Here is a 24,074-nt window from a genome sequence, read left to right as displayed (position 1 = left end):
AAGATGCGGCGTTTTCTTTTGCTCGGACTCTCCGAGTCGCTACTCGCTGAACAACTGCTCGACGATGAAGTCGACGGGCATCTCGGCGTCGTACCAGATCCTCTCGCCTTCGGCTGCCTGGCCGATCATCATGCCCAAGCCAGGAACGGTCACGCATCCCAATGCCTTGGCGTCCAGGATGAGCTGGGTCTCGCGCGGGAAGTATACGGTATCGCATACTACCAGTTCAGGACGCAGATAATCCACGGGGACCAGAGACTCGGTACTGCCCGCGCCCATGCCGACGTTGCTGGCGTTCACCAAAACGTCGGACTCGGCAATCAGCTTACGCAGGTTGTCCTGATCGGCGATGTCGAACAGCTGGGCGTCGCAGCCCGTCTTCTCCACGATTCGCGGCACCAGGTCGCGGGCGCGCTCGAAGGTCTTCCCCTGTCGACCGACCACGTTGAGCTTCTTCGCGCCATCCAACGCCAGCTGCACGGCGACGGCAGAGCCGGCCCCGCCGGGCCCGATCAGCGTAACGGTCTTGTCTGCGGGGTCGACGCCCTTCTGGCGCATACCCCAGACGAATCCCGCTCCGTCGGTGTTGTAGCCTTTGAGCTTGCCGTTGTCGTTCTTGATGACGTTCACTGCGTCCATGAGTTCAGCAGCGGGATCAAGTTCGTCCAAAAACGGGATAACGGCGTTCTTGCAAGGCATGGTTACATTAGATCCGTCCCAGCCTACGGTGCGCTTGAGCCCGTTGACGACCTCGCCTACCTCGTCGGCTCCGATTTCCAGGCACAGGTAGACCGTGTCGATACCCAGCTTTTCGAACGACAGGTTGTGCGTCACTGGGGATGACGAATGGGCCACCGGACTGCCCAGCAATGTAATCAGATGCGTATGGCCTGTGATGCGTTGTGGTTCTCCCATATTGGTTCCTCCTCGGAATGCGCCAAAGTCTTGCGACCTCTGGCGAGACGGTTAGGCCTGATTCCGCAATGCGTTTGCGAACTGAAGCGGACCAGACAGGCTTGCTTTTATTTACCCAGAACCTCATGTAGGTCAGCCATGATGCGACGGGCTTGCGACACATCAACCTGACCAGGTGCGGAAGCATTCTCAAGTGCACAGAACGTAAGCGCCGAACCGAAAAGCTCGCCCGCAAGCCGTGTAATGGAGCCGTCACGCCCCATCGCCATGGTCAGCAGCGGACCCTGCGCATGCAAGCGCGCCATCTCTTCAGTGGCGGCCAGCAGCTCAAGCGCGTCGGCAGGTGTCTTCGCCATGACGGCGATCTTAGGAATGTCCGCGCCCAGGTCTTGCATATGCGTGAGCAGGGCAACCATCCAATCCTTGGAAGGCGTGCCTGCGAAATTGTGATACGAGACAACGGCGGCAACCCCATGGGCATGGGCGCAGGCTACCAGGTCCGACACAGCGGCATCGCCTATCCAAGTTTCGATGTCCACCATATCGATGGCCTCGGCCTCGATGACCGCTTTATTGAGGGCCACGTATTCTTCGACCGGTATCGTCAACTGGCCGCCCTGGCTGGTGGAGCGGAAGGTGAACAACAGAGGGTTTTTCGGCAATGCCTGAGCCAGCACCCGAGATTCTTCCGCAGCGGCCGCGGGGTCGTGCACGTTCTCGCTGAAATCGACGCGCCACTCGAAGCAATCGACGCCGGCCGCAAGGCCCTGGTCGATGGTGGCCAAGGCTCCTTCGGTAGTCGCATCCATAACGGAGACGATGGTCTTCGGCGCGCCTTCTCCTATTGAAACATCTTTGATGACCAGCGGTTTCATAAATGTTGCTCCTCGCTATCCGACATTGCTTCAACATACGCGTCGTACCTTGCGTGCGTTGTGTCAGGAATTATACCGCCAAGGCGCCACGCGAAACATTCACCAAGATTCGAACAATGTTGAAAACCCGAAGCGAAGGGTCGGCGTTGCACGGCCGACTGCTAAGGACGGGCGACAAGGATGATGTTTCCGGGAACCCCAGGAGGCAGCGCATATACAGGATGCACCTCGATTTCCGAAAACACGCGCTCGAGAACCGTGATGTGCTCATAAAGAATGTGCGACGCCTCCCCTTCAAGCGATGCGACCACATTAACCACATACACCCCATGAGACGAAAGGACCCGGCGAATTGCAAGCGCAGCATCGGACGTGACAAGGCCCTCGGCAGGCATTCCTGCAGAAAACGAGTCGTTGACGATGGCGTCGTATGACCCCGGAGCACAGGAATCCAACCACGCTCGGCCGTCTTCGCACACGACGCGCAACCGACCGTCGCCTTCCGCTCCCCAGCGTCGCTCAGCCTCGTCAAGCCCGAAAAACTCCCGAGCTAAATCGATAACGGCCGGGTCTATCTCAACAGCGTCGATTCGAGCGCTCGACACATCCGCAAGATGCATCGGATATGAGAACCCTCCGCATCCGATCGCAAGAATACGGCACGGTTTCGGCACCGTTTCGAACAGGACGTCGAAAGCCTTGGTGTAATCTAAGGCCAGTTCAAACGGTTCATCCAAGTAGGCGACTGACTCCCACGTACCCTCAACCTCAAGCACGCGGATTGCCCTGCCCGTTTCATCTTCAGTATCGAAAACGAGCGCCATGCCGAACATGGTCTGGGGCGAGGCAAGCAGCCTGCGACATGCCGTTGCTTCGGAAACATACCTCTTGCAACGCCTTGGCCGCACTACCCTGCGGTCTCTTCTGCATATGTCGGTGCGTTTCCCCATATCGTCAGCTTAGCAAAACAGCCGTGGCGACTGAGCTCGGTACATTTCGATACTGGAAAAAACCTGCATGATCCTCTTGATTTACGAACATCTGTTTGCTATGATGCACACATCGGTTGGACACCCTAACCAGTAGATGCTGGGACAGCCTTCGCATACAGCAAGATGCAGAAAAGAGTCCTCCGATGACGCTTCTCCACCCATAACAACATAGCCTTCATCGCTTGATTGAAAGATGGCCAAGCTGTTTGCGCTGCCATGGCTATACGCGCGACCTTTGGATTTTCAGTTCAGGTCCGTTTCCAAGTAAAAAACCGGTTCTTCCAGCACCGCTTTACACGTTATTGCAAGGCGGTTGGAGCCAATCCACGGCACATGCAGACGCAGAAATGCTCCGCCATCGCCAATATCCCATCGACATCAGCAGCACCTCAGAGTTCAGGAAGGCAAGGTGACCGACATGACCCTAACCGCAGATGGAACCCGCAAGAACCACGTCGCCGGCATCGCAAAAAGCAACAGACCCGAAAAGGCTGCCATCATAAACAGGCAGCTCGACAAACTGGCGCCCTTTTCTTCGGAGCGGAAAACCTATCCCGACATCGGATACGAAGCAGGAATCCGCTCGAGGGCTCCGAAACACGTCTACCTTATCGGCCGTTGTGCTAAACCGCCTGCGACGACCATCTTCGACAGTCCGTATAAATCAGAGCACAAGCAGTTCAGCATCTCATGTCGAACACCCCTTGGCAGCCTTCCGAATTACGGAAGGAAACTCCCGTATGGAGACGACCAATCATGGCGCCGGCGGCGGATAATAGTTCTGGAAAGACCGCCACCAGAACCCTATCGACGCCCTGCGGGCGCTATGCGGTCAGCGGACGCGTCATCCCCCAACTCGATTTCCAAGATGTCGTAGTACACGCAAGTCCAGCGTTCACCAACAGTTCGGTCTTCATGGTAATGCCCGAAGAACCAATGGCGATAGTCCAACCGTTCTTCAATGCCCTGCAGGAAGTCTGTAACCACATCGAAGCTGAAGTACGGATTGAGGCGGTATTGCACGCCTGAAGGAGCGCAATGCGTCAGCACATAATCGGCTCTCCATCCCGCCCGCTCAAGCGATGCCAAAGCTGTATCGCGCTGATCGAGAGACGGCACTTCCTGGGGCCACCAGCTCTTGCCCTCCGTACGGAAGGCCTTGTCTATCGAAGTTGCTCCGCCCATGCAGAAAAACGACCTGCCGTGGATGTCGAACATCTGGCCACGCATCAGATGGAGCACCTTGGGACGAAGCTCGTGAACCATACCGCCATGCCAGTTCCTTGGTGCAATGGCATCCAACAAATCGAAATTCTCATGATTGCCGTCAACGAACAAGGTTGTCCACGGCTTCGCTTGATACCAGTTAAGGAGGTATTTGTCCGTGTTGTCGTTCGCCCATACGACGCCGAAATCGCCACAGATGATGACGTAGTCATCCGCATCCAGCGTCTTCCCTAAAGGAAACAGCTTGGAATTCAGTTTTCGCATATCCACGGTCGCGTGCGTATCGCCTGTAATGAAGATTCTGCCAGCCACGGATATCCTCCCTTCAAGGTGTCCTACGACATTTTCGCACCTTGACAACCTCATATTTTGCGCAACAAGCCTATCAGCCCGACCCTTTACGGCTTATCCGTGTTCACACGTGAGCGAGACGTATGTAGTGCCCCAAAATACGGTAGGATAACTACGAGTGAATCGTGCGCGTAAACGCATGAAAACGCACAATCGAAAGGCGGACTGGACATATGGTCTATCGTGTGTATGTAGAGAAAAAGCCTGGATTCGACGTTGAAGCCCAACAGCTGAAAAACGAGCTGAAGGACATCCTGGGAATCGACGGGATTACGGCCGTTCGCTTGGTCAACCGCTACGACGTGGAGGGCATCGATCAGACGCTCTTCGAGTCATGCGTCCCGACCGTCTTCAGCGAGCCGCAATCCGACAACACGTTCGAAACCCTGGACCAGGTGAAGGCAGCCGGCACCACCGACGCCACCATCATTGCAGTCGAATACCTGCCCGGCCAATTCGACCAACGTGCTGACTCGGCGAGCGAATGCGTCCAGCTCATCAGTCAAGGCGAACGCCCTGCCGTTGCCAGCTGTAAAGTCTACCTTTTGGAGGGCGAGCTGACCGAGGCAGACATCGCCGCCGTCAAACACCACCTCATCAACCCCGTCGAAGCCCGCGAGGCGTCCCTCGACACAAAAGACACCTTGAAGATGGCCTTCGTGCCCCCTGCAGACGTTGAGATTCTGGAAGGCTTCAACGACCTGAACGACGAGGAGCTTTCCGCATTCATTTCCAACCGCGGGCTCGCCATGGACTTGGGAGACATCCAATTCTGCCAGAAGTACTTCACTGAAGAAGGCCGCGTGCCCACCATCACCGAGATCAAGATGATCGACACCTATTGGTCGGACCACTGCCGTCACACCACCTTCGGTACCGTGTTCGAAGACGTAGAGTTCAACGAGCCCGCTGTCGAAGCGGCTTTCGAACGTTACAAAGACCTGCGACGTGAGCTCGGCCGCGAGAACAAGCCCATGTGCCTCATGGACATCGGCACCATCGGCGCTAAAACCCTCAAAGCACGCGGAATCCTCACCAATATGGACGAATCCGAAGAAATCAACGCCTGCACTGTGAAGGTGAAGGTCGACGTCGACGGAGAAGAGCAGGATTGGCTGTACTTGTTCAAAAACGAGACCCACAACCATCCTACCGAAATCGAGCCGTTCGGCGGCGCGGCAACCTGCGTCGGCGGTGCCATCCGCGATCCGCTTTCTGGCCGCTCTTACGTCTACCAGGCCATGCGCGTCACAGGGGCGGCAGATCCGCTGGTTCCTGTAAGCGAGACTATCCCCGGCAAGCTTCCGCAGCGCAAAATCGTTACAGACGCTGCCCACGGATACTCCAGCTACGGTAATCAAATCGGCTTGGCAACCGGGCAGGTTGCAGAGCTGTACCATCCCGGCTATATGGCCAAGCGTATGGAAATCGGCGCCGTTGTAGGCGCCACCCCCGCTGACCACGTTCGCCGCGAAACCCCAGCACCTGGCGATCGCGTCATCTTGCTCGGCGGCCGCACCGGCCGTGACGGCATCGGAGGCGCAACCGGCAGCTCAAAGGCCCATAACATGGAAAGCCTGGAGTCCTGCGGAGCGGAAGTCCAGAAGGGTAACGCTCCCGTCGAACGCAAGATCCAGCGACTCTTCCGCCGCGGCGACGCCTGCCGCATGATCAAGCGCTGCAACGATTTCGGCGCAGGCGGTGTTTCCGTCGCCATAGGCGAGCTTGCAGACGGCCTGTACATCGACCTTGACCGCGTGCCCACCAAATACGACGGCCTCGACGGCACAGAGCTCGCCATTTCAGAAAGCCAGGAGCGCATGGCTGTCGATGTCGCAGCCGAGGACGTCGATGCTTTCATCGCCCTTGCCCACGAGGAAAACCTGGAAGCTACCGTCGTAGCCCGCGTTACCGAGGAACCCCGCGTCCAGATCGTCTGGCGCGGCACCACCATTGTCGACGTGAGCCGTGAGTTTTTGGCCAGCAACGGCGCCCCCAAGAGCCAGAAGATGACCGTGCTCAAGGCTGAGCCTTATGCCCTTGAATGGCCGGGGGAAACCCTTGAGGAGAAGATGCTCGCCATGGTCAGCGACCTGAACGTGTGCTCCAAGAAGGGCCTCGTCGAGCGCTTCGACTCCACCATCGGCGCAGCCACCGTGCTTATGCCGTTCGGCGGAAAGCACCAGCTTACCCCAAGCATGGCCATGGCCGCCAAATTCCCGGTGGCAGGCGAAACCACGACTTGCTCCGGCATGGCGTGGGGATTCAACCCCTACCTGTCCAGCGCAGACCAGTACCATGGAGCCTACCTGGCCGTAGCCGAAAGCGTCAGCAAGCTTGTCGCCGCCGGTTTCGAACGCAGGAAAGCTTATCTCACACTGCAGGAATACTTCGAGAAGCTCGGCACCGACCCCGCACGTTGGGGCAAGCCATTGGCTAGCGTGCTTGGCGCCTTGGATGCCCAAATCGACCTCGGTGTCGGTGCCATCGGCGGCAAGGACTCCATGTCCGGCAGCTTCGAAAAGCTCGATGTTCCGCCCACCCTGGTAAGCTTCGCAACCGCCGTCGGCACCACGGACCGCGTGGTCAGCCCCGAGTTCAAACAGGCTGGCAGCCGCGTTGCCATCATTGTTCCCATGCCTGGTGACAACCCCATCGCTCCCCAGGGTGAAGCCCTGTGCGAGGCCATGGACCTCGTCGAAGGCATCATCGGACGCAAAGACGCACTGGCCGTGTCCACGTGCGGATTCGGCGGAGCAGCACAAGCCCTGTTCGAGATGTGCCTCGGCAACGGAATCGGCATTCGCGTCGACAAAATCCCAGCAGGATCCCTGTTCAGCCAGTCCTACGGCACATTCCTTATCGAGCTTGCAGAAGGCGCTGAACTGCCCGTGGCGAGCGACAAAATCGCCATTGCCGTCATCGGTGAGACCACCAATGAATACGCGTTCGAAATCCTTGGCGAGAAAATCGACATGGCAAAGCTGCAGGAGGCATGGGAGTCCAAGCTCGAGCCTGTATTCCCCTATCGTGGCGAAGGACCCGAGGTCGAAGCGGTCACGTTCACCCCGAATGCTCCTGCTGTGACTGCATCCTCCAAGCTGGCGCGTCCGCGGGTCATCATCCCAGTATTCCCCGGCAACAACTGTGAATATGATTCCGCACGTGCCTTCGAGCGTGCTGGGGCCGAGGTTAAGACCTTCGTCATCAACAACCTGTCCCCCGAGGCGGTTGCCGAGAGTACGCAGATTCTTTGCGACGAAATCGCTAAGAGCCAAATCATCATGCTCCCCGGCGGTTTCTCCGGCGGGGACGAGCCCGATGGCTCCGCTAAGTTCATCACCGCGTTCTTCCGAGCTCCCCAGGTCACCGAAGCGGTCCGTGATCTGCTGCAGAACCGTGACGGCTTGATGCTCGGCATCTGCAACGGCTTCCAAGCCCTCGTCAAGCTCGGTTTGGTACCTTTCGGAGACATTCGCGCGATGAACGCCGACTGCCCCACGTTGACCTTCAACAACATTGGCCGTCACCAGAGCCGCCTGGTCAACACCCGCGTGGCTTCCACGATGAGCCCCTGGCTGGCAAGCTGCACCCCTGGTGATATCCATACGATAGCCATCAGCCACGGCGAAGGCCGATTCGTTGCGAACGAACAGGTCCTGGCCCAGATGAAATCCAGCGGCCAAATCGCAACGCAGTACGTTGACCTCGCAGGCCAGCCCACCATGGCGCTGGGCGACAACCCCAACGGCAGCGTCCTCGCCATCGAAGGCATCACCAGCCCCGACGGCCGGGTCTTTGGCAAAATGGGTCACACCGAGCGCATCGCCGACAATGTATTCAAGAACGTCCCCGGAAACAAATGGCAGCCTATCTTTGAGAACGGCGTAGCCTACTTCGCTTAGTCAAGAAGGCGGCAAGGAAATCCCTTGCCGCCTGGTATCGCCCGACATCGGACGATACATACTTGAGCAGATCCGCCCCTACGAGTCAGGAGATCCAATGGCCGAAAATACAATGACACTCGTTCTCATCCGTCACGGCGAAAGCGAGTGGAACAAGCTGAACCTGTTTACTGGCTGGACCGATGTCGAACTCACCGACACCGGCCGCAAGGAAGCTGCTGAAGGCGGCCGCGCCCTGAAGGCCGATGGCTACGACTTCGACATCTGCTACACCAGCTATCTCAAGCGCGCCATCCATACGCTGCAAATCGTCCTTGACAACATGGACCGCCACTGGCTGCCCGTCGAAAAGACGTGGCGTCTCAATGAGCGCCACTACGGCGCCCTCCAGGGCCTGAACAAATCCGAAACCGCCGAGAAATACGGCGAGGAGCAGGTTAAGATCTGGCGCCGGAGCTTCGATGTCCGTCCCCCCGCGCTGGAAGCCGGCGACGAGCGCGACGCCCACATCCAGCCCGCCTATCGCGATGTCGACCCTGCCGACGTCCCCTACGCTGAATGTCTGAAGGACACCATCGCCCGTGCGATGCCTTACTTCAACGAAACCATCCTTCCGCAAATGCGCGCTGGCAAGCGCGTCCTGATCGCCGCCCACGGCAATTCGCTGCGCGCACTGGTAAAGGAATTCGACAAGCTATCCGACGAAGAGATTATTGGTGTGAACATCCCCACCGGAGTTCCTCTGGTATACACCTTTGACCAGGACATGAACGTGCTCGATAAGCATTACGTAGGCGACCCCGCGACCATCGACGCCAAAATCAACAAGGTCGCCAACCAAGGCAAGAAAGCCCAGTAGCGGCACCCAACCACACATAGCAAAGCCGAGGCCCGCAGCCACAAGCTTGCGGGCCTCGGCTTTTCACCATCGGGGATCGCCAGGCAGACAGACCATCTGCACGCATGAATCTATTCGCCAGGCCAAAGCCCCGCTGCCAGCAATACCGCTCTGTAAGCTCCATTGTACACGCCGTGGGCATTCGCCTCTTCGATACGGTCGCACATCATTGAGACCAAGCTTCTGTCCTGCTGGAACGCATCCATCATTGCGGTAATCTCATCGAGCTTCTGCAACTCATAGGTGCCGTCGCCGATTTCGGCCGCACGAATCGCACCCCAAGCCTCGTGTCCGCCCACACGGTGGATCATCAGTTTTGGAACAGGATAGAACGCCAGTTCAGAGGGTTTCGTAACCAATACATCGGTATGGCGCATCAGGAGATTCGTCGAATAAACCGCCGCAAAAATGTCTGTATACCCGAACGCATGAATGCCGTCCAGCTTCGGAGCGCCAGGTTCGGACACAAGATTCTCCAGTTCAGTAAAGTCATCGAAATGGGTCTTTGCCCGAGACAGCGCAGGAACGGATTTGGCCAATGCGTCCCAGACATCGATATGGTCGCCCACATTCACCAGCAACGTGGCTTCACCTCGCTCGGCCAACGGCACTGCATGTTCGATAATGCCGCGGATTAGATCTTGCTGGGCTCCAGCACCGCCGACGCAAACCAGGTATCTGATGGGACACCCGCCATGCAATCGCGCACGACGCGCCGCGCAGTCGGCTTCGATGTTGCTCACGAGCTCGTGGTCGATATAGTGGCCCGTATAGAAAAGCGATCCTTCAGGCATGGGCTTCAGCTGACGCTTCTTGTCCATGCCGCGCAGCATTTTGTATCCCTGATATGCGCTGGGCGTCTGTACAGCGTGACGCGACCCCTCCGCCAGATGCAACGCCATTGGCCAGTTGTCTGGAATGGCGTTCACCACATGGGTCATGCCTGCATGCACGGCCGCCTGCGCCGGCCATGCGTGGGTACCCACATACGGAACGTCCTTCGGCAGGTCCCGGAAGATGGGCACCATCAACTCTGCGTTCTTCTGGTCGCCCGAATTGTATGTCAGCTTTCGGAACCCTTCGGAATTGAGCGGCTCCCAATACAATGCGTTGAACGCGCCGACCTTCTGGCTGACGCGCGATCCCATAGAATACAGATTGTTTTGATGTTCTATCAGCTTGCTACAAGTGGACTCGGGAAAGCCGCATAAGTCGAACCAATATGGCACAAACCCCAGCGCATGGGCGGCTGAAGCTATGGCCATGCTGATACGATAATGCCCGAAACCCATGCGAATATTACCGACAACCAGGGGTTTTCCTTGGACTTCGCTGATTGTCTTTGGCGTCGTCGAAACAACAGGCGCCGCCGCTGCATCTGCAGCCATATCGAAAACCTCATCTGAGCCAGGTTCGGCCGGCCGAAGCCACCGCACCCCTAGATGTTTCCCAATAACAGGCGCCTCTTCGGCACGCAAGTGGTACACCGTATTGGAGTCGTCCCCGAATCTTCGGGCATACTTCTCCTTGCCCTTACACGCTTTCTCGTAATCTGCAGTGTCGATCTCATTGCCGAAAATGACTTTAGCGCGATCAACCGAATTGGCAACCATGGCAGCTCCTACAGGCTTTAGTAACACAAACCAATGCAACCATTGTAAACGACAGCCGACGTGGTTTGGACCAACCTGATATGCTTAACACCGGAAGGTTTACGGCGCGAACGGAAGAGAACATGAGCTCATTCGCATTCTCCAACAATGGCTTCACATCGCTTGATGACTACAACCTAGCCGCCATTGTAATTGCATTACGAATCTCTCCTCGGGAAACGGTAGATGAGTGCCTGGATGCCATATGGACCGAGTTGTTTCGCAGCGACCGCAGAGAAACACATGCGATCCTGCAAGATCGGGACACACTGAAGACACTTCCCTATCCCGACACCTTTGCACCCGTCGCAGAAGACTTGTCACATGATGAGAAGGTCCGGCTGTTCGACGTTGCATTCGACAATTGCCATACGGAGCCCGATCAGTTCGTGCGCTGTATGAGAAGCTTTCTGACATCGTCTGAAGAGTTTCTTGACGCGTTCGAGTATTGGAGGGAGGATTATTGGCTTCGTTTGTTCCGTATGTCCCGTATGTCTTCGACCGCTCATGAACTCTTTGAGAAAACCCCGATCACCATCGACTCCGATACGTTCAACGAGCAAACAAGCATCGCCAACAGCATGATTCCCGGAACCGACAGGCTCCAGCAGCGGAAATTCGCCTCGTTGTTCGAGTCCTATCCCGCCGATGATTTCGAGGGCGTTTCCTGGCTTGAGATCGTGCTGTTCGGAATGCACTACCTGCAAAACTCCTCATCTGCCGAGCATCAAGCTCTTGCGGAGCGCGTTCTGAAGCAATGACGTCGAGGTCCTTAAGAAAAAGCTCTCATAGGTGGAAACTATCGTATTAATGCAGTTGGCGGAAGCCAACGTGGTCACACTGCGGCGCAGTTCAGGTATCATAAACGCTACCTGTACAAGCAAGACTGCAGAACCGAGGCACCATGATCGAAAAGAAACCTGCAAGCACGAAAATCCTCTGGCTTTTCGCCATTGGCCAGCTCGGCTGGGCAATGCTTTCCGGCATTATCTCCAACTGGCTCGTCTACTATTACCAGCCTTCTGAAGAGCTGCTTTCTCAGGGCCATCAGCTGTTCATAACCCAAGGCGCGGTCTTTCTAGGACTCACCGTCATTGGCCTTATCACCGCATCCGGACGTATCTTCGACGCCTTCACTGACCCCTGGATCGCATCGAAATCGGACCGTTCCACCCATCGCCTGGGTCGCCGCATCTCGTTCATGCGCTATGCGGCCATCCCTCTCGGCATCTTCACCGTCCTGGTGTTCTGCGCCCCGATCAACGGCGTGTCCATGGCGAACAACCTATGGCTGTTGTTCACGGTTCTCGGCTTCTACCTGTGCCTCACCTGCTACTGTACGCCGTACAACGCACTCATTCCTGAGCTTGGATCGACCCAGAAACTGCGCATCAATGTGTCCACCTTCATCTCATTCACGTACTTCTTCGGCACGGCCTTCGCGTACCTAGTGCCGAATATCGCCGGAATCCTGGAGCCTTCCCTGGGCTTCACTGCCAGCTTCCGTGTAACCATCGGCATCCTTGCCTGCGTTGCAATCGTCTGTATGCTTGTTCCTACGTTCACCATCGACGAGCATACGTATGCGGTTACCACGCCATCCACTACGCCTACGTTCAAAAGCTTAGCCAAAACCTTTGCGAATAAGGAGTTCCGCACCTTCGTGTGCTCTGACGTCCTTTATTGGATTGCGCTCACCATGTTCCAAACCGGCCTACCGTTCTACATCACCGTGCTCATGGGCCTTGATGACGGCATGACCTTCATCCTATTCGCTATCATGACCGGCCTTTCAGTGTGCTTCTACGCCCCCGTCAACATCCTGGCGAAGCGCATGGGCAAGAAGAAGTTGGTCGTATTCGCGTTCCTGTTCTTCTCCTGTTCCTTTGCCGTAACCACTGTGGTCGGCAAGCTCGGCATACCCGGCATCGCATGGGGCATCATCGTCGCCGTCATGGCATCCATCCCCATGGCAATCCTGGGCATCCTCCCGCAAGCCATCGTCGCCGACATCGCATCGGCCGATGCCATCACCACAGGCGAAAAACGTGAAGGCATGTTCTACGCCGCCCGAACCTTTGCATTCAAGCTGGGTCAGTCTGTTAGCATGCTGGCATTCACATCCATCGCGCTCATCGGTTCCCATGGATTCGGCTATCGTCTGACCGCCCTGGTCGCAGCGGTATTCTGCCTGGCAGGCGGCCTGGTCATCATGCGCTACAACGAGAAGAAGGTGTACGGCATCCTCGAGGACAACGGCATCGGCTCGGGCGAGGAGACACGATGAGACCCATACGCTGCTTTGTTTCATACCGCCTTGTCGGCGAGTCCAACGAAAAAGCTCGGCGCACCTTGGTGAAGATTCTCGATTCAGAATCGGAAGCCCCATCGGATGTAGAACCGGAAGATGAACCGAAGACCATAAACGCCGAAACGGTGAAGATGTACACCGACGCGATTCGTGCCGCTGAAAAACAGGACGCAATGCCTGATGCCGAAGTGCAGGACGACGAGGACGAAGGTTCGCCAAAGCGAAACATCAGCATCAACTGCACCTTCGACCAGGAGGTGTTCTCCGTTTCCGTCGACGTCATGAGCGACGTGCGCATCGAATCCTGTATGGTCGTATGGTCCCATGAGTTCAGTAACGACGAACGCATTCTTCTGAACGGATGGCAATCTTGGACCGACACGCAGGAATTGCCTATCGATGGGTACATGCGCGGCCTGAAACGCGTGCCTGCACCGCTTATCCGTCGTTTCGTGCTGGATGGCTCGGGCGACTACCGCTTTACCGAATACACAAACAAGCCCGGACAGCTTCACGGATGGACGTACGGGTATATTCGTGACGACCGAACGTGCACGCTGATTGCCGGTCTTGACGAATCCCGCGGGTTCACCCACATCCGCACCGACTGCAAGGAGAACCTCCTCTTCGTCCTGCCGGAAGCACCCGCCCGTGAATTCAAGGATGGCGACACCGTCGAATTCGGAAGATTCGCCGTCATAGAACGCACCGACGCGGAGGACGTGGACAAGGCGACCGAGGCCGCCTTCGATCGCTGGTTCGAACTAAACGGCATCCAAGCCCGCACTTGCAAACCGGCCTGCGGATATACCACCTGGTACCGTCATTACGGACGCATCAATGAGACCGTCCTGTGCAGGGATTTCGACGCCGTCAGAAGCGTGTTCGAGCGCGTCGACGCTTCGGGATTCGAACGTGTATTCCAAATCGACGACGGTTTCTGCAAAATTGGAGACTGGCTGGATGTCGATCGGAAATGCTTCCCAGCCGGTCCAGCACCAATGGCGCAGCACATCTCCAGAAAAGGATTCACCCCCGGCATCTGGCTCGCCCCGTTCGCCGTTGAGAAAGACGCCAGAATCGGCCACGAGCACCCCGACTGGGTGCTTTGCGACGAGAAAGGCAACGCCGTTACCATTGGCAGCAACTGGAGCGGCGCATATGCCCTCGACACCCGCAACCCAGAAGTTCGCGCCTACGTAACCGAGGTAATTCGCACCTACACCCAGGACTGGGGATTCAAACTGCTGAAGCTCGACTTCCTGTATGCAGCCTGCATGATTCCCCATGACGGCATGAATCGCGGCGAGCTCATGGCCGATGCCATGCGCCTTTTGAGGGATGCCGCTGGAGAAGACGTGCTTATCGACGGATGCGGCGTGCCCTTGGCCAGCGCATTCGGGCTGGTCGACTACTGCCGAATCAGCTGCGACGTCGGAAACGACTGGGACGACCTGCCCAGCCGCCGCATGCTGCACCGCGAGCGCGTCAGCACCAAACACAGCGTTTCCAACACCGTATGGCGCGCACATCTGAACAGGCGAGCCTTCCGCAACGACTCTGACGTCGTCTATCTGAGAACCGACGTGCAACTGAACATGGAGCAGCGCACCATGCTGCTCGATCGCAGTGCGGTGTTCAGCGGCGTACTGTTCACCTCTGACAACATGGGTGCCTGGGACGACAATCAGATTGAACGTTGGCAGAACGCCATCGATCTCATGAGATTGGCCAACCGATGAGTTCCCTCGGCGATGCATACCGGGCTGCCCACGCGCAGGATTCTTCATTGGGATACGGCCGTTTTCACGTTGCCCAGGTGTTCGCGCCTGGCAGAACAGAGCTGGCAGGAAACCATGTAGACCACCAGAACGGCGTAGTGCTCACAGGAACACTCGAGCTGGGCATTCGCGGTCAGGCTGCCGAGAACGGCACCGATACCGTGCACATAGAAAGCTCGGGGTATCCAGCCTTCGAAATCTTGTTGGATGACGTTCGCACCGGCCGCATCGAGCTGGATTGGACGCCAGGCACGCCCATCGACGCCAACCAATCGCGGGCGCTTGCCATAGGCGTGCTCGCCGGTTTCATACATGCGGGATTCGATATGCGAGGCTTCGACCTGCAGCTTGAAGCAGACCTTCCGTCCGGCAGCGGGCTTTCCTCGTCGGCAGCCTTCGAACTTGCAATCGCAAGCGTCTGCAATCTGTTCTTCTCGGGCAACCGGATTCCGCCGGAGAAGCTCGCGCTTTTAGCTCAATCTGCAGAACGCGATTACCTGGGCAAGCCTTGCGGCCTCATGGACCAAATGGCCATCGCCTGTGGCGGATTGGTTGCCATGGATTTTGCAAACCCGACGAACCCGCAGGTCAAATCCATTGCCGCTAAGTTCGCATCCTTCGGCTACGACCTTTGCCTTGTAAACGTGGGTGCAGACCACAGCGCATTTGTGGAAGAATACGCCCAGGTGCCTGCGGACATGCACAACGTCGCCTCGTTCCTTGGAGGCACCACGCTTCGCGACGTGCCGCGAGCGACGCTGTATGACCATCTGGACGACGTCCGTTTCGCACTGGGAGACGGAGCCTTGCTTCGCGCCATGCACTACTACCGCGAATGTGATTTGACCCGCAAACGAATCCAAGCCCTCGAGCAGGGTGATTTCGACGCATTCCTGCGCTGCACAGCCCTGTCTTCGGCCTCGTCGGCCCAGTATCTGCAGAACGTATCCGTCCCAGGCGCCAACCAACCTGCCATGGTGGCCTTGGCCTTTGCAGACCAAGTCCTCGACGACCTGGCATGGGCCGACGCCGATAAGCCCAGGAGCTTCTCATCCCTCGCCAGCGCGCTCGGAAGCAGGAACTCATCTGCAAGCCAACCCGAAATCCGCCGCGGCGTCTGCCGCATCCACGGTGGAGGTTTCGGGGGTTCCATACAAGTTTTCGTCCCCAGAGAGCAAACCGCCCAGTTTGCCGCTATTATGGATGGACACTTTGGCGCAGGCGCATGTCTTGTCGCCCGTATAACGACCGAAGGAAGCCACGCATGGTGGAAGTAACCCCGTCAGACGCCGCCGAAGCTCTAATCCAGTACGCAATCAGTCACGCTTTGCTCGATGAGCGTGATTCCCAATGGGCATACAACGCCGTTTTGGGAGCCATCGGTGCCGACTCTCCGGCCGATGCACCCCTGCTACCCAGCGAATACACGGCGGCTCGGCATCTCAATGAATTCGAAAACTCGGCCGAGGGCCTTCCGGCAAACTGGCCTCGCAATCGCCGTGAGCTGCCGATCATTCTGGACACGCTCGCCAAAGCAGCCAGAATCCACGGCGCCATCAGCCGCGACGAAAACGACGAGCGCATATCCGCCCAGCTTATGGATCTGGTCTCGCCTCGTCCGTCCCAAGTTGAAAGAACCTTCTGGAACATCCATAAAACGCAGGGATCCAAAGCCGCATTCGACTATTTCCATACGCTGAGCTGCGATTGCAACCACATACAGACCAACGCCATCGTCAAGGATCTCTCTTGGAGCTACGATGACGTGCCGTACGGCAATCCGCTGAAGCTCACCGTCAACAAGTCGAAGCCAGAAAAGGATCCCCGTGCCATCGCCAAAGAGGCAGCCGTTTCGGTCTCTCCGCAAGAGACCCCCTATCCTGCCTGCCAGCTCTGCATAGAGAATGAGGGCTATCGCGGCCGCGCTTCCGGCAACCCGCACGGCGCCCATCCGTCCCGTTCGAATCTGCGCACGGTGAACATCGGGCTCGATGGCGAAGATTGGGCCCTCATGTACAGCCCCTACGCCTACTACCAGGAACATTGCATCGCATTCAGCCGTCGTCACACGCCCATGCTTGTTAATGAGGCTTCGTTGCGTAAGCTGTTCGCGTTTCTGGAGATCGCCCCGCACTACTTCATCGGCTCAAACGCCGGGCTGCCCATCGTGGGTGGTTCCATCCTTACCCATGACCACTTCCAGGCCGGCGCAGAAATGCTCCCCTTGTTTTCCGCCAACGATGCCTGGTCCTTCGATATGTCGACATACCCCCAGGTGGCCGCATCCGTGGTGGATTGGCCGCTGGCAACCATCCGCCTGGTGGGCACCGATTCCGACATGCTTGTCGCCGCGGGGTCCCGCGTCATGGAGTGCTGGCACACCTATTCTGCGGAATCCATCGACATCGTTGCCGAAGACGCCAACGGCCCCCACAACGCCATCACCCCGTTTGCAAGGGTGCGTGAGGACGGTTCGTTCGAGCTGCTCCTCGCCCTGCGCAATAACCGGACTAGCGAGGATCGCCCCTTGGGCATTTTCCATCCGCGTCCGGAGCACCACCACATCAAGCGTGAGAACATCGGCCTTATCGAAGTCGCCGGATTGGCTATCCTGCCTGGTCGTCTTGAACGCGAACTCTCCGAGGTCGAGCGCGCCATCGCGCAGATCACCTCGACCTTGAGAGCCGCAGGCGACAGCCGCGAATCTTCTCTCAGCCGTGCAGGCATTCTCGTTCGGGCGGAGCTTGAAACGAACGATGCCATCGCTAAACATGCTAAATGGGCGGCAGACTTCACAGCCAACCGGTTCACGCTGGATGAAGCCATCGAAGACCAGCTCAAGCGTGAAATCGGCCGCGTGTTCTTCGAGATTCTTGAAGACGCAAGCCCGTTCAAGCACACCGACGAAGGGTCTGCAGCCCTCAAGGTGTTCGTCGAAAGCCTGTAAAGGCGTCGACCCAACACGGCATTGCACACCACAGGCGGGAGAAAGCACCTTTCCCCCGCCTGTTCAATTCCTTCCAAAACAAGCCTCGGCACGCGTCGGCTTTAAGCATGCTGTTCTTTATTGCGCTTCTCGAAATACTCCTTGGAAACAATCCGTTCTTTGAAGACGCCCGTGCAGACCAGCTTGCCTTCGGTTGTGGTGGCTTTGATGTCCCAATACTCTTTCAAACCACGCTCGCCCAGATCTTCGGTCCGATTCAGCTGAGCCTCGCCGATGACGGTCTCGCCCACCTGGACGCTGTTGATATGCTTGGCCTCGATGCCGGACCCGAAAGAATAGTGGGTGTCGGGATCGACGCGCAACATGGATGCGCAGCTCGCGCAAGATTCAAGCAGGGCCAGCGTCGCCCCTCCATGGAGGAAGCCCAGCGGCTGAACAAGATCTTCTGTCACAGGCATCGCCAGTCGTACGTATCCGTCCCTGACCTCCTGCACCGACAACCCCATCGTATGGGTCAGCCCATGCAGGATGATGTCATCCATAGTTGCGCCTTCGCCGAACGTCTCCTCTGCGAACCTGCTCCATTTATCCTCGTGCATGTAAAACTCTCCTCAATAGTTGTCGAACCATCCCATTATGACGCTCTAACCCGTTCAGGCAACGGCCAGAAACGTGAAAAGGGCCCGCAAATCCTGCGGGCCGGTTCTATCCTATGGCAAGATGGATAGCCAGGACGAACGCAGCGCACCATGTTTAGGCAGCCGATACGATAGGCTCTGCACGCCATGCTCAGGCGAACGACTGAGATGGTCGCCGTGCGCCATGTTTTAGGCCGGCAATCGCCATGGTCCCATTCGGCACGCTTAGGCTGGCTGCTGTTCCGTTTCGCTCTCCTGTTTGCGGTTGAAATCCATCAGCTCTTTCTCGAGCTGTTGGATGGTGGGCGGAGTCCATGTGATGGCATCGGCCCCAGCGGCAATGGTCCTTCTGATGGAATCCCCGTTCTTGCCTCCGCTGGCCATAATGGGGATCTCGGGATACGCTGCCCGAACCTGCGCGACCACATCGGCGGTATTTTTGCCACCCGCCACGTTCACGATGGTGGCGCCTGCCGCAATCTGAGCCGCCGCATACTCGTCGTATTTGCTGATGGTAACCACAACAGGTATATCCACGTGACATCTGATGGATTCGATGGTCTCGGGCGTCGAAGTGTTGTTGCACACCACACCCGCGCAGCCTTGCATCTCAGATTGGATGGCCAGGTTCGCCGACCGTCCACCACTGGTCGTCGCCCCCGAAACACCCGTGAACACCGGGCATTCCGCCGCCAAGAGCAGAGCTTGCGTGATGGCGGGCTGGCACGTGAAGGGATAGACAGCCAGCACGGCGTCGGCGTTGGTGTTGCGAATCGTGACCACGTCGGTGGTGAATACGAAGGATTTCAGAACCCGACCGAATACGGCGATACCTGAGCATTCGTCGATTTCTTCAGGCACCAGCATGGCGCCGTGACGGTAGGTGCCGTCGATCTGCTTCGGCTTCATGACCGCAGGTATATCGGAATGGCTCTCGTGGCGGAAGACGCCGTCCAACGCGATGATCTCAAGTGGATGCGAGGCGTCCCTATGCCGCTCTTCCAAGGAGTTTCGGACATGTTCTAATCCGTCATGGACGCGCTCTTTCCTGCGCTCATGACGCTCGACGAGCTGTTCATGCAACGTACGGATGTCTTTATCGCTCATGGCAACCTCCTCTGCGCGAATCTGGTTTCCGACCGTCGTTCTAGTCTTTAATCCTTTAGCTGGCTTTTACCTCCAGCCTCTCAACCTGAGCCCTCTCCTTGTCGGCGATAATGTCCATCGCCTTCTCGGTCAGGCGGACGTACTCCGCCGCATCTTCCGGCCCCATGCATTCCAGCAGGTCGACGAAGTAATCGAACGCTTCACTACGCCGTTTCGCCACGAAGTCGACGCCTGCCTGAGTTATGCGGACCACGACTTTGCGACCGTCTCGGTCATCGAGCTCACGCGTGATGAGCCCCTGCCCTTCAAGCTTGCGAAGGATGGCGGCGATCCGTGCAGTCGTCACATCCATGGCTTCGCCCAATTCTTTGGGGAAGGCGCAGCGCCCGTGCCTGTTCAGATACGAAAGCACCAAGTCCTCACCGGAAAAGTGGCTGTCGATAAACCGTCGGGCTCTGGTTGGCGCATGCGTCGCCCGAACATCGATGAGTCGATACGCCAGCTCTCTGTACGTCGTGTCCATTGTTTCTTTTCTCTTGCTTGAAGGAATCGTCAGGGATGAGTTCCCTAACACTGTTAGATATTAATGCCCGCGAACGACCATTGCAAGCAACGTCTTATTGACAAGATGCTTTCACAAATGAAGAAAGTTCGTCAAAAGCCGTGTTCAGACGCGCATTGACCTTTTTGAAATGCGAACCGGGCAACACCTCGAACGTCGTCCGCACACCCCGCAAGCTCAGCAGGTCGGCCGACTTCGCCATGCAGTCCTCGCCGGAGCGCATGGCCTCGTTGGACGTGAACCGCTCCTGCTTGCCGATGGACAGATACGCGAAGCGCCCGTCGGCAGGAAACTCCGATTCTTCCAGATACGTCAGCCACCCGTGATACCAAAGCGACCCGGACAGGCATGCGCAACCCGCAAACTCATCCGCTTGCGTGAACGTCCACAGCGAGAACAGCCCCGCAAGCGAGTAGCCGCCGATCAGGCGTGTACGGGGCTGAATCCCCAGCTCCCGCTCGATTTCCGGCATGGAATCAAGCAGCTTGCCGAGAGTAGCCCGCGCTCCCCCGCCGAAATCACGTTCCGCCTGGGCGAACACCTTCGGCGCAGGCCAAGGCGTCAACGTTTCGTCCCAATCCGGCACGAGCAGTTGGACCGTCGTGAAGGGTCGGCCCTCCAATTCCCGCCGAAGCTCCAACGTGTGCTCCGGCGCATCCACGTAATACAGCAGGGCGCCGGAATCGGCACATTCGGCCTGATGAACGACGTATTCCCAATTACAGGCCATGCTGTTCCTTATGTGTGCGGATGATGTCCATGAACTCCTCGCCGTAACGCGCGGCCTTGGCCTCGCCCACGCCCGACACCTCCAGCAGCTCCTCACGTGTCACCGGCATGCGCCTGCACATATCCGCAAGGGTCGCATCGTTGAACACGACGTACGCCGGATACCCCAGCATCGCGGCTCGATGGGCTCGGGCCTCCCGCAGTTTCTGGAACAGGTCCTTATCCACAGGCTCGTCACCGTACACCCAACGGCCGTTCTTTCGCTTGTCCTTGACCAGGCCTTGCTTCGGCTTCTCCTTGGGCACCTTGATGACGAACGGCTCCCCGTTGCGCAAGAACTCGCCGCTGCTCTGCGTGAAGACGACCTGCGGGTACTGCCCGTGCGTCACGCCGAGAATTTCGCGGTTAATCAGCTCTTCCATTACGAAGCGCACGTGGGTTTTGGACTCGTCCGCCAACAACCCGTAGGTGGACAGCGTGTCGAATCCGTTCTGGGTGATACGCTCGGTTTTGGACCCACGCAGGATGTCCACGATGGCCGCCCGCCCAAGCTGCCGGCCGCGTTGTTGCAACCGGTACACGCAGCTGATGATCTTCTGCGCGTCTTCGGTCACATCCCGATCCTCGAACTCGGTTTCGCAATTGCCGCACGCTCCGCAATACCCTGGTGCCGTTTCGCCGAAGTATTTCAGGATGAAGCCGCGCAGGCAGTCCGACGTGGTGGAATAGAACGTCATCTGACGCAGGCGATCCTGTGCGCGTTGCACCTGCTCATAGCGGGTGTCAGCGTCAAGATCGGCTTCGTCTTTGCTGCGGATGACCATGAACTCGGCGGTCTTCACATCCTTCGGCGTGTACAGAAGCACGCACTCGGCAGGTTCGCCGTCGCGCCCGGCACGCCCCGCCTCCTGATAGTATTCCTCCAGGTCAAGCGGCATATTGTAGTGAATGACGAAGCGAACGTCCGATTTGTCGATGCCCATGCCGAACGCATTCGTGGCCACAATGACCGACGCACGGTCGTAGATGAAATCCTCCTGGCTGGCCCGCCGTTCGGCCTGCGGCAGCGCTGCATGGTAACGCGCAGCGCTGATGCCCTTCTCGCACAGCAGGTCGTACACCGCCTCCACCGCTTTGCGGGTGCTGCAGTAGATGATTCCGCTTTCGCCGGAGTGCTTTTCCAAAAGCTCCAGCAGCCGCTTGTCCTTGTCGCGCTCGCGGGGACGGATGACAGAAAACCGCAGGTTGGGACGGTCGAAGCTCGCCACCACCGTAAAGGGGTCGCGCAACGCCAGCTGTTCGAGGATGTCCTGGCGCACGCGCTCGGTAGCCGTCGCCGTAAAGGCGCATACCGGCGGGCGCTGGGGCAGCGACTCGATGAACCTGCGCAGCCGCATGTAGCTCGGCCTGAAATCATGGCCCCATTGCGAGATGCAGTGGGCCTCGTCGATAGCGATCATCTGCGGCGGGAAGTTCGCGCACAAATCGCGGAACTCTTCAGTCTCCAAACGCTCCGGCGACACGTACAGAAGCTTGACGGAGCCGTCCATAACGCCCTGCACCGCTTCGCGACGGCCTGCGGCACTGACGGAGCTGTTGATGCATCCCGCCGGCACCCCTGCAGCATCCAAGGCGTTGACCTGGTCTTTCATGAGGGATATCAAAGGCGACACCACCAGCGTGTAACCCATAAGGCACATAGCCGGCACCTGGTAGCAGATGGATTTGCCCGCGCCCGTCGGCATGACGGCCAGCACGTCCCTACCCTGCAGGATGGCATCCACCACCTGCTGCTGGTTGGGACGGAACCCGTCGTATCCGAAATACCGTTTCAGCACCTCGCGGGGCTGGGAAATCAACGCATCTGCCATGCGCGCCGCCTTCTATCGTATAAAGCAGCGACGCCGGAGAACCTGCGTCGCTGGAAACATCTATCGCTATGGTAAAGCCGCCGGGCTATTTGATAAAGAACTTTCTTGCCCACAGGACGACGGCGGAAACGACGCTGACACCGACAGCCATGAGCACCGGCCATATCCACGTCTGGTCAAGCGGCAGGATGGCCACGTTCATGCCGTAGAAGCTGAAGATGATGGTGGGAATGGCCAGCACCAAAGCCATGGCGGTCAGCGTACGCATCGTAAGGTTCAGATTGTTGCTGATGACCGTGCCGAACGTTTCCATCGACCCGTTCAGAATGGTGGCGTAAATGCTGCTCATCTCCATGGCCTGGCGAATCTCGATGGTGACGTCTTCCAGAACGTCACGGTCGTCGCTGTCCAGCTTCACCACGCGCCCTGTATTGAGCTTCTGCAACACCGCATCGTCGGCTTTGAGCGACGTGGAGAAGTAGACCAACGACTTCTCGAAGCCCAGCATTTTGATGAGCTCCTTGTTGCGCATGGTGCGGTGCAGTTCTTTTTCATTCTTGATGAACTGTCGGTGGATGTTGCGCAGGCACACCAGGTACTGCTGGGAAACATGCAGCATCATCTGGAGCATCATGTCGGTACGGTTCTCCGTGTCCAGCTTGCGCAGGCGCTTGGTCGTGAACAGGCGCACGGTTTCGTTGGGCACCAGGCTCAACGTGACGATGCACTCCTTTTCGGGAACTATCAAAAACGCCAACGGCTGCGTGTCGTACTGCACGATGGTGTCGTCGACCGTTTCGGCACGGTCCTCGATGGACGCGCAATCCAAAATGACCAGCACCTGGCGGGTGTCGTCGTCGAAGTCGGTGTGGGGACTTTCCTCATCGTCCAGAGCGGATCGGATGAACTCAGGTGCGATTTCGAGATCATCCAGCAACCACGTGCGCTCTTCGGACGATGGACGCATGACGTTGACCCAGCATCCCGGTTCCAGGTTCTCTATCTGCACGGTGCCTTCGTCGGTGGTTTTGTAAAACTCGATCATGTGACACCGCCTAACATTCAGAACCATAAGGATTGCCGCGGGAAAACGCGCCGTACCAGTATACGTGTTTTCCACGGGCGTGGCCTGCAGAAGCCGTCCTTATACATAACAAAAGAAATCACGGTTCGGGCCGACGACCTCCTGAGTCGGCGTGCCGGAGGGATGGCTTGCCTCACGTGTTTCGAACCGATGGCCGGCGAGATCGGTTCGCCAAGAGGACGTTCGCCCCTGCGCATTTCGGGCCGGTAGATGCCGACGTCGATGCGCC

Annotated in this window: 18 protein-coding genes; 7 read left to right on the top strand and 11 right to left on the bottom strand. The window is 57.8% G+C overall.

Going from position 1 to position 24,074, the window contains the following annotated elements:
- Positions 1 to 39: 39 nt before the first annotated feature.
- From SHEL_RS03205 to SHEL_RS03190, 4 genes are all read right to left on the bottom strand, one after another.
- Positions 40 to 915, bottom strand: coding sequence for a KR domain-containing protein (locus SHEL_RS03205; protein ID WP_012797820.1), 876 nt, complete (start codon positions 913 to 915; stop codon positions 40 to 42).
- Between the two features lie 107 nt (positions 916 to 1,022).
- Positions 1,023 to 1,790, bottom strand: a complete 768-nt coding sequence (gene aroD, locus SHEL_RS03200; RefSeq protein ID WP_012797819.1) for a type I 3-dehydroquinate dehydratase — start codon at positions 1,788 to 1,790, stop codon at positions 1,023 to 1,025.
- A 161-nt stretch (positions 1,791 to 1,951) separates the two neighbouring features.
- Positions 1,952 to 2,614: a spermidine synthase gene (locus SHEL_RS03195; protein ID WP_269471196.1), complete on the bottom strand. Its 663-nt coding sequence runs from the start codon at positions 2,612 to 2,614 to the stop codon at positions 1,952 to 1,954.
- Positions 2,615 to 3,586: 972 nt separating this feature from the next.
- Positions 3,587 to 4,321 carry a metallophosphoesterase family protein gene (locus SHEL_RS03190; protein WP_012797817.1) on the bottom strand — a complete coding sequence of 245 codons (735 nt, stop codon included), beginning with the start codon at positions 4,319 to 4,321 and terminating at the stop codon, positions 3,587 to 3,589.
- A gap of 212 nt (positions 4,322 to 4,533) precedes the next feature.
- Between SHEL_RS03190 and SHEL_RS03185 the strand changes: the two genes are divergently transcribed.
- Complete coding sequence (locus tag SHEL_RS03185) at positions 4,534 to 8,265, top strand: phosphoribosylformylglycinamidine synthase (protein ID WP_012797816.1); 3,732 nt, start codon at positions 4,534 to 4,536, stop codon at positions 8,263 to 8,265.
- A 97-nt stretch (positions 8,266 to 8,362) separates the two neighbouring features.
- Entirely contained in the window at positions 8,363 to 9,124 is a 762-nt protein-coding gene (gene gpmA / locus SHEL_RS03180; protein WP_012797815.1) for a 2,3-diphosphoglycerate-dependent phosphoglycerate mutase, read from the top strand.
- 110 nt (positions 9,125 to 9,234) lie between these two features.
- On the opposite strand, the gene SHEL_RS03175 is transcribed toward gpmA, so the two are convergent.
- The gene (locus SHEL_RS03175; protein ID WP_012797814.1) at positions 9,235 to 10,776 is read right to left on the bottom strand and encodes a DUF6937 domain-containing protein; all 1,542 of its coding nucleotides are present in this window, start codon (positions 10,774 to 10,776) and stop codon (positions 9,235 to 9,237) included.
- 122 nt (positions 10,777 to 10,898) lie between these two features.
- On the opposite strand from SHEL_RS03175, the gene SHEL_RS03170 reads away from it, so the two are divergent.
- The 5 genes from SHEL_RS03170 to SHEL_RS03150 all read left to right on the top strand — a co-directional run bounded on the left by SHEL_RS03170 (position 10,899) and on the right by SHEL_RS03150 (position 17,854).
- The gene (locus tag SHEL_RS03170; protein ID WP_012797813.1) at positions 10,899 to 11,576 is read left to right on the top strand and encodes a hypothetical protein; all 678 of its coding nucleotides are present in this window, start codon (positions 10,899 to 10,901) and stop codon (positions 11,574 to 11,576) included.
- Between the two features lie 143 nt (positions 11,577 to 11,719).
- Entirely contained in the window at positions 11,720 to 13,102 is a 1,383-nt protein-coding gene (locus SHEL_RS03165; protein WP_012797812.1) for an MFS transporter, read from the top strand.
- Complete coding sequence (locus SHEL_RS03160) at positions 13,099 to 14,868, top strand: glycoside hydrolase family 36 protein (protein ID WP_012797811.1); 1,770 nt, start codon at positions 13,099 to 13,101, stop codon at positions 14,866 to 14,868. The genes SHEL_RS03165 and SHEL_RS03160 overlap by 4 nt, the downstream gene beginning before the upstream one ends.
- A gap of 47 nt (positions 14,869 to 14,915) precedes the next feature.
- On the top strand, positions 14,916 to 16,184 hold the full coding sequence (locus tag SHEL_RS03155; protein ID WP_050749514.1) for a galactokinase: 1,269 nt from the start codon (positions 14,916 to 14,918) through the stop codon (positions 16,182 to 16,184).
- Complete coding sequence (locus SHEL_RS03150) at positions 16,172 to 17,854, top strand: UDP-glucose--hexose-1-phosphate uridylyltransferase (protein ID WP_012797809.1); 1,683 nt, start codon at positions 16,172 to 16,174, stop codon at positions 17,852 to 17,854. Before SHEL_RS03155 ends, SHEL_RS03150 begins: the two co-directional genes overlap by 13 nt.
- A 101-nt stretch (positions 17,855 to 17,955) precedes the next feature.
- Here SHEL_RS03150 and SHEL_RS03145 read toward each other — a convergent pair whose 3' ends face one another.
- The 6 genes from SHEL_RS03145 to SHEL_RS03120 all read right to left on the bottom strand — a co-directional run bounded on the left by SHEL_RS03145 (position 17,956) and on the right by SHEL_RS03120 (position 23,806).
- Positions 17,956 to 18,453 (bottom strand): PaaI family thioesterase, encoded by a 498-nt coding sequence (locus SHEL_RS03145; protein ID WP_012797808.1) that lies wholly within the window; start codon positions 18,451 to 18,453, stop codon positions 17,956 to 17,958.
- Positions 18,454 to 18,717: 264 nt separating this feature from the next.
- Positions 18,718 to 19,599, bottom strand: a complete 882-nt coding sequence (locus SHEL_RS03140) for a beta/alpha barrel domain-containing protein (protein ID WP_012797807.1) — start codon at positions 19,597 to 19,599, stop codon at positions 18,718 to 18,720.
- A gap of 55 nt (positions 19,600 to 19,654) precedes the next feature.
- Entirely contained in the window at positions 19,655 to 20,122 is a 468-nt protein-coding gene (locus SHEL_RS03135; RefSeq protein WP_012797806.1) for a MarR family winged helix-turn-helix transcriptional regulator, read from the bottom strand.
- A gap of 94 nt (positions 20,123 to 20,216) precedes the next feature.
- Positions 20,217 to 20,891, bottom strand: a complete 675-nt coding sequence (locus SHEL_RS03130; RefSeq protein WP_012797805.1) for an alpha/beta hydrolase — start codon at positions 20,889 to 20,891, stop codon at positions 20,217 to 20,219.
- Positions 20,881 to 22,761: a DNA helicase RecQ gene (recQ, locus tag SHEL_RS03125; RefSeq protein WP_012797804.1), complete on the bottom strand. Its 1,881-nt coding sequence runs from the start codon at positions 22,759 to 22,761 to the stop codon at positions 20,881 to 20,883. Before recQ ends, SHEL_RS03130 begins: the two co-directional genes overlap by 11 nt.
- An 85-nt stretch (positions 22,762 to 22,846) precedes the next feature.
- Positions 22,847 to 23,806, bottom strand: a complete 960-nt coding sequence (locus SHEL_RS03120) for a magnesium transporter CorA family protein (protein ID WP_012797803.1) — start codon at positions 23,804 to 23,806, stop codon at positions 22,847 to 22,849.
- Positions 23,807 to 24,074 lie beyond the last annotated feature (268 nt).

This window comes from Slackia heliotrinireducens DSM 20476, from assembly GCF_000023885.1.
In the GTDB taxonomy this organism is placed as follows: domain Bacteria; phylum Actinomycetota; class Coriobacteriia; order Coriobacteriales; family Eggerthellaceae; genus Slackia; species Slackia heliotrinireducens.
The sequence above is the reverse complement of the archived record's forward strand: the minus strand, read 5'-3'. Positions and strand labels throughout refer to the sequence as shown.

Coding starts and splice junctions, on each gene's coding strand:
- aroD (WP_012797819.1), bottom strand. CDS start 1,790: ATGAAACCGCTGGTCATCAAAGATGTTTCAATAGGAGAAGGCGCGCCG.
- gpmA (WP_012797815.1), top strand. CDS start 8,363: ATGGCCGAAAATACAATGACACTCGTTCTCATCCGTCACGGCGAAAGC.
- SHEL_RS03140 (WP_012797807.1), bottom strand. CDS start 19,599: ATGAGCGATAAAGACATCCGTACGTTGCATGAACAGCTCGTCGAGCGT.
- recQ (WP_012797804.1), bottom strand. CDS start 22,761: ATGGCAGATGCGTTGATTTCCCAGCCCCGCGAGGTGCTGAAACGGTAT.
- SHEL_RS03195 (WP_269471196.1), bottom strand. CDS start 2,614: ATGGCGCTCGTTTTCGATACTGAAGATGAAACGGGCAGGGCAATCCGC.
- SHEL_RS03165 (WP_012797812.1), top strand. CDS start 11,720: ATGATCGAAAAGAAACCTGCAAGCACGAAAATCCTCTGGCTTTTCGCC.
- SHEL_RS03150 (WP_012797809.1), top strand. CDS start 16,172: ATGGTGGAAGTAACCCCGTCAGACGCCGCCGAAGCTCTAATCCAGTAC.
- SHEL_RS03170 (WP_012797813.1), top strand. CDS start 10,899: ATGAGCTCATTCGCATTCTCCAACAATGGCTTCACATCGCTTGATGAC.
- SHEL_RS03205 (WP_012797820.1), bottom strand. CDS start 915: ATGGGAGAACCACAACGCATCACAGGCCATACGCATCTGATTACATTG.
- SHEL_RS03135 (WP_012797806.1), bottom strand. CDS start 20,122: ATGGACACGACGTACAGAGAGCTGGCGTATCGACTCATCGATGTTCGG.
- SHEL_RS03120 (WP_012797803.1), bottom strand. CDS start 23,806: ATGATCGAGTTTTACAAAACCACCGACGAAGGCACCGTGCAGATAGAG.
- SHEL_RS03185 (WP_012797816.1), top strand. CDS start 4,534: ATGGTCTATCGTGTGTATGTAGAGAAAAAGCCTGGATTCGACGTTGAA.
- SHEL_RS03145 (WP_012797808.1), bottom strand. CDS start 18,453: ATGCACGAGGATAAATGGAGCAGGTTCGCAGAGGAGACGTTCGGCGAA.
- SHEL_RS03160 (WP_012797811.1), top strand. CDS start 13,099: ATGAGACCCATACGCTGCTTTGTTTCATACCGCCTTGTCGGCGAGTCC.
- SHEL_RS03175 (WP_012797814.1), bottom strand. CDS start 10,776: ATGGTTGCCAATTCGGTTGATCGCGCTAAAGTCATTTTCGGCAATGAG.
- SHEL_RS03130 (WP_012797805.1), bottom strand. CDS start 20,891: ATGGCCTGTAATTGGGAATACGTCGTTCATCAGGCCGAATGTGCCGAT.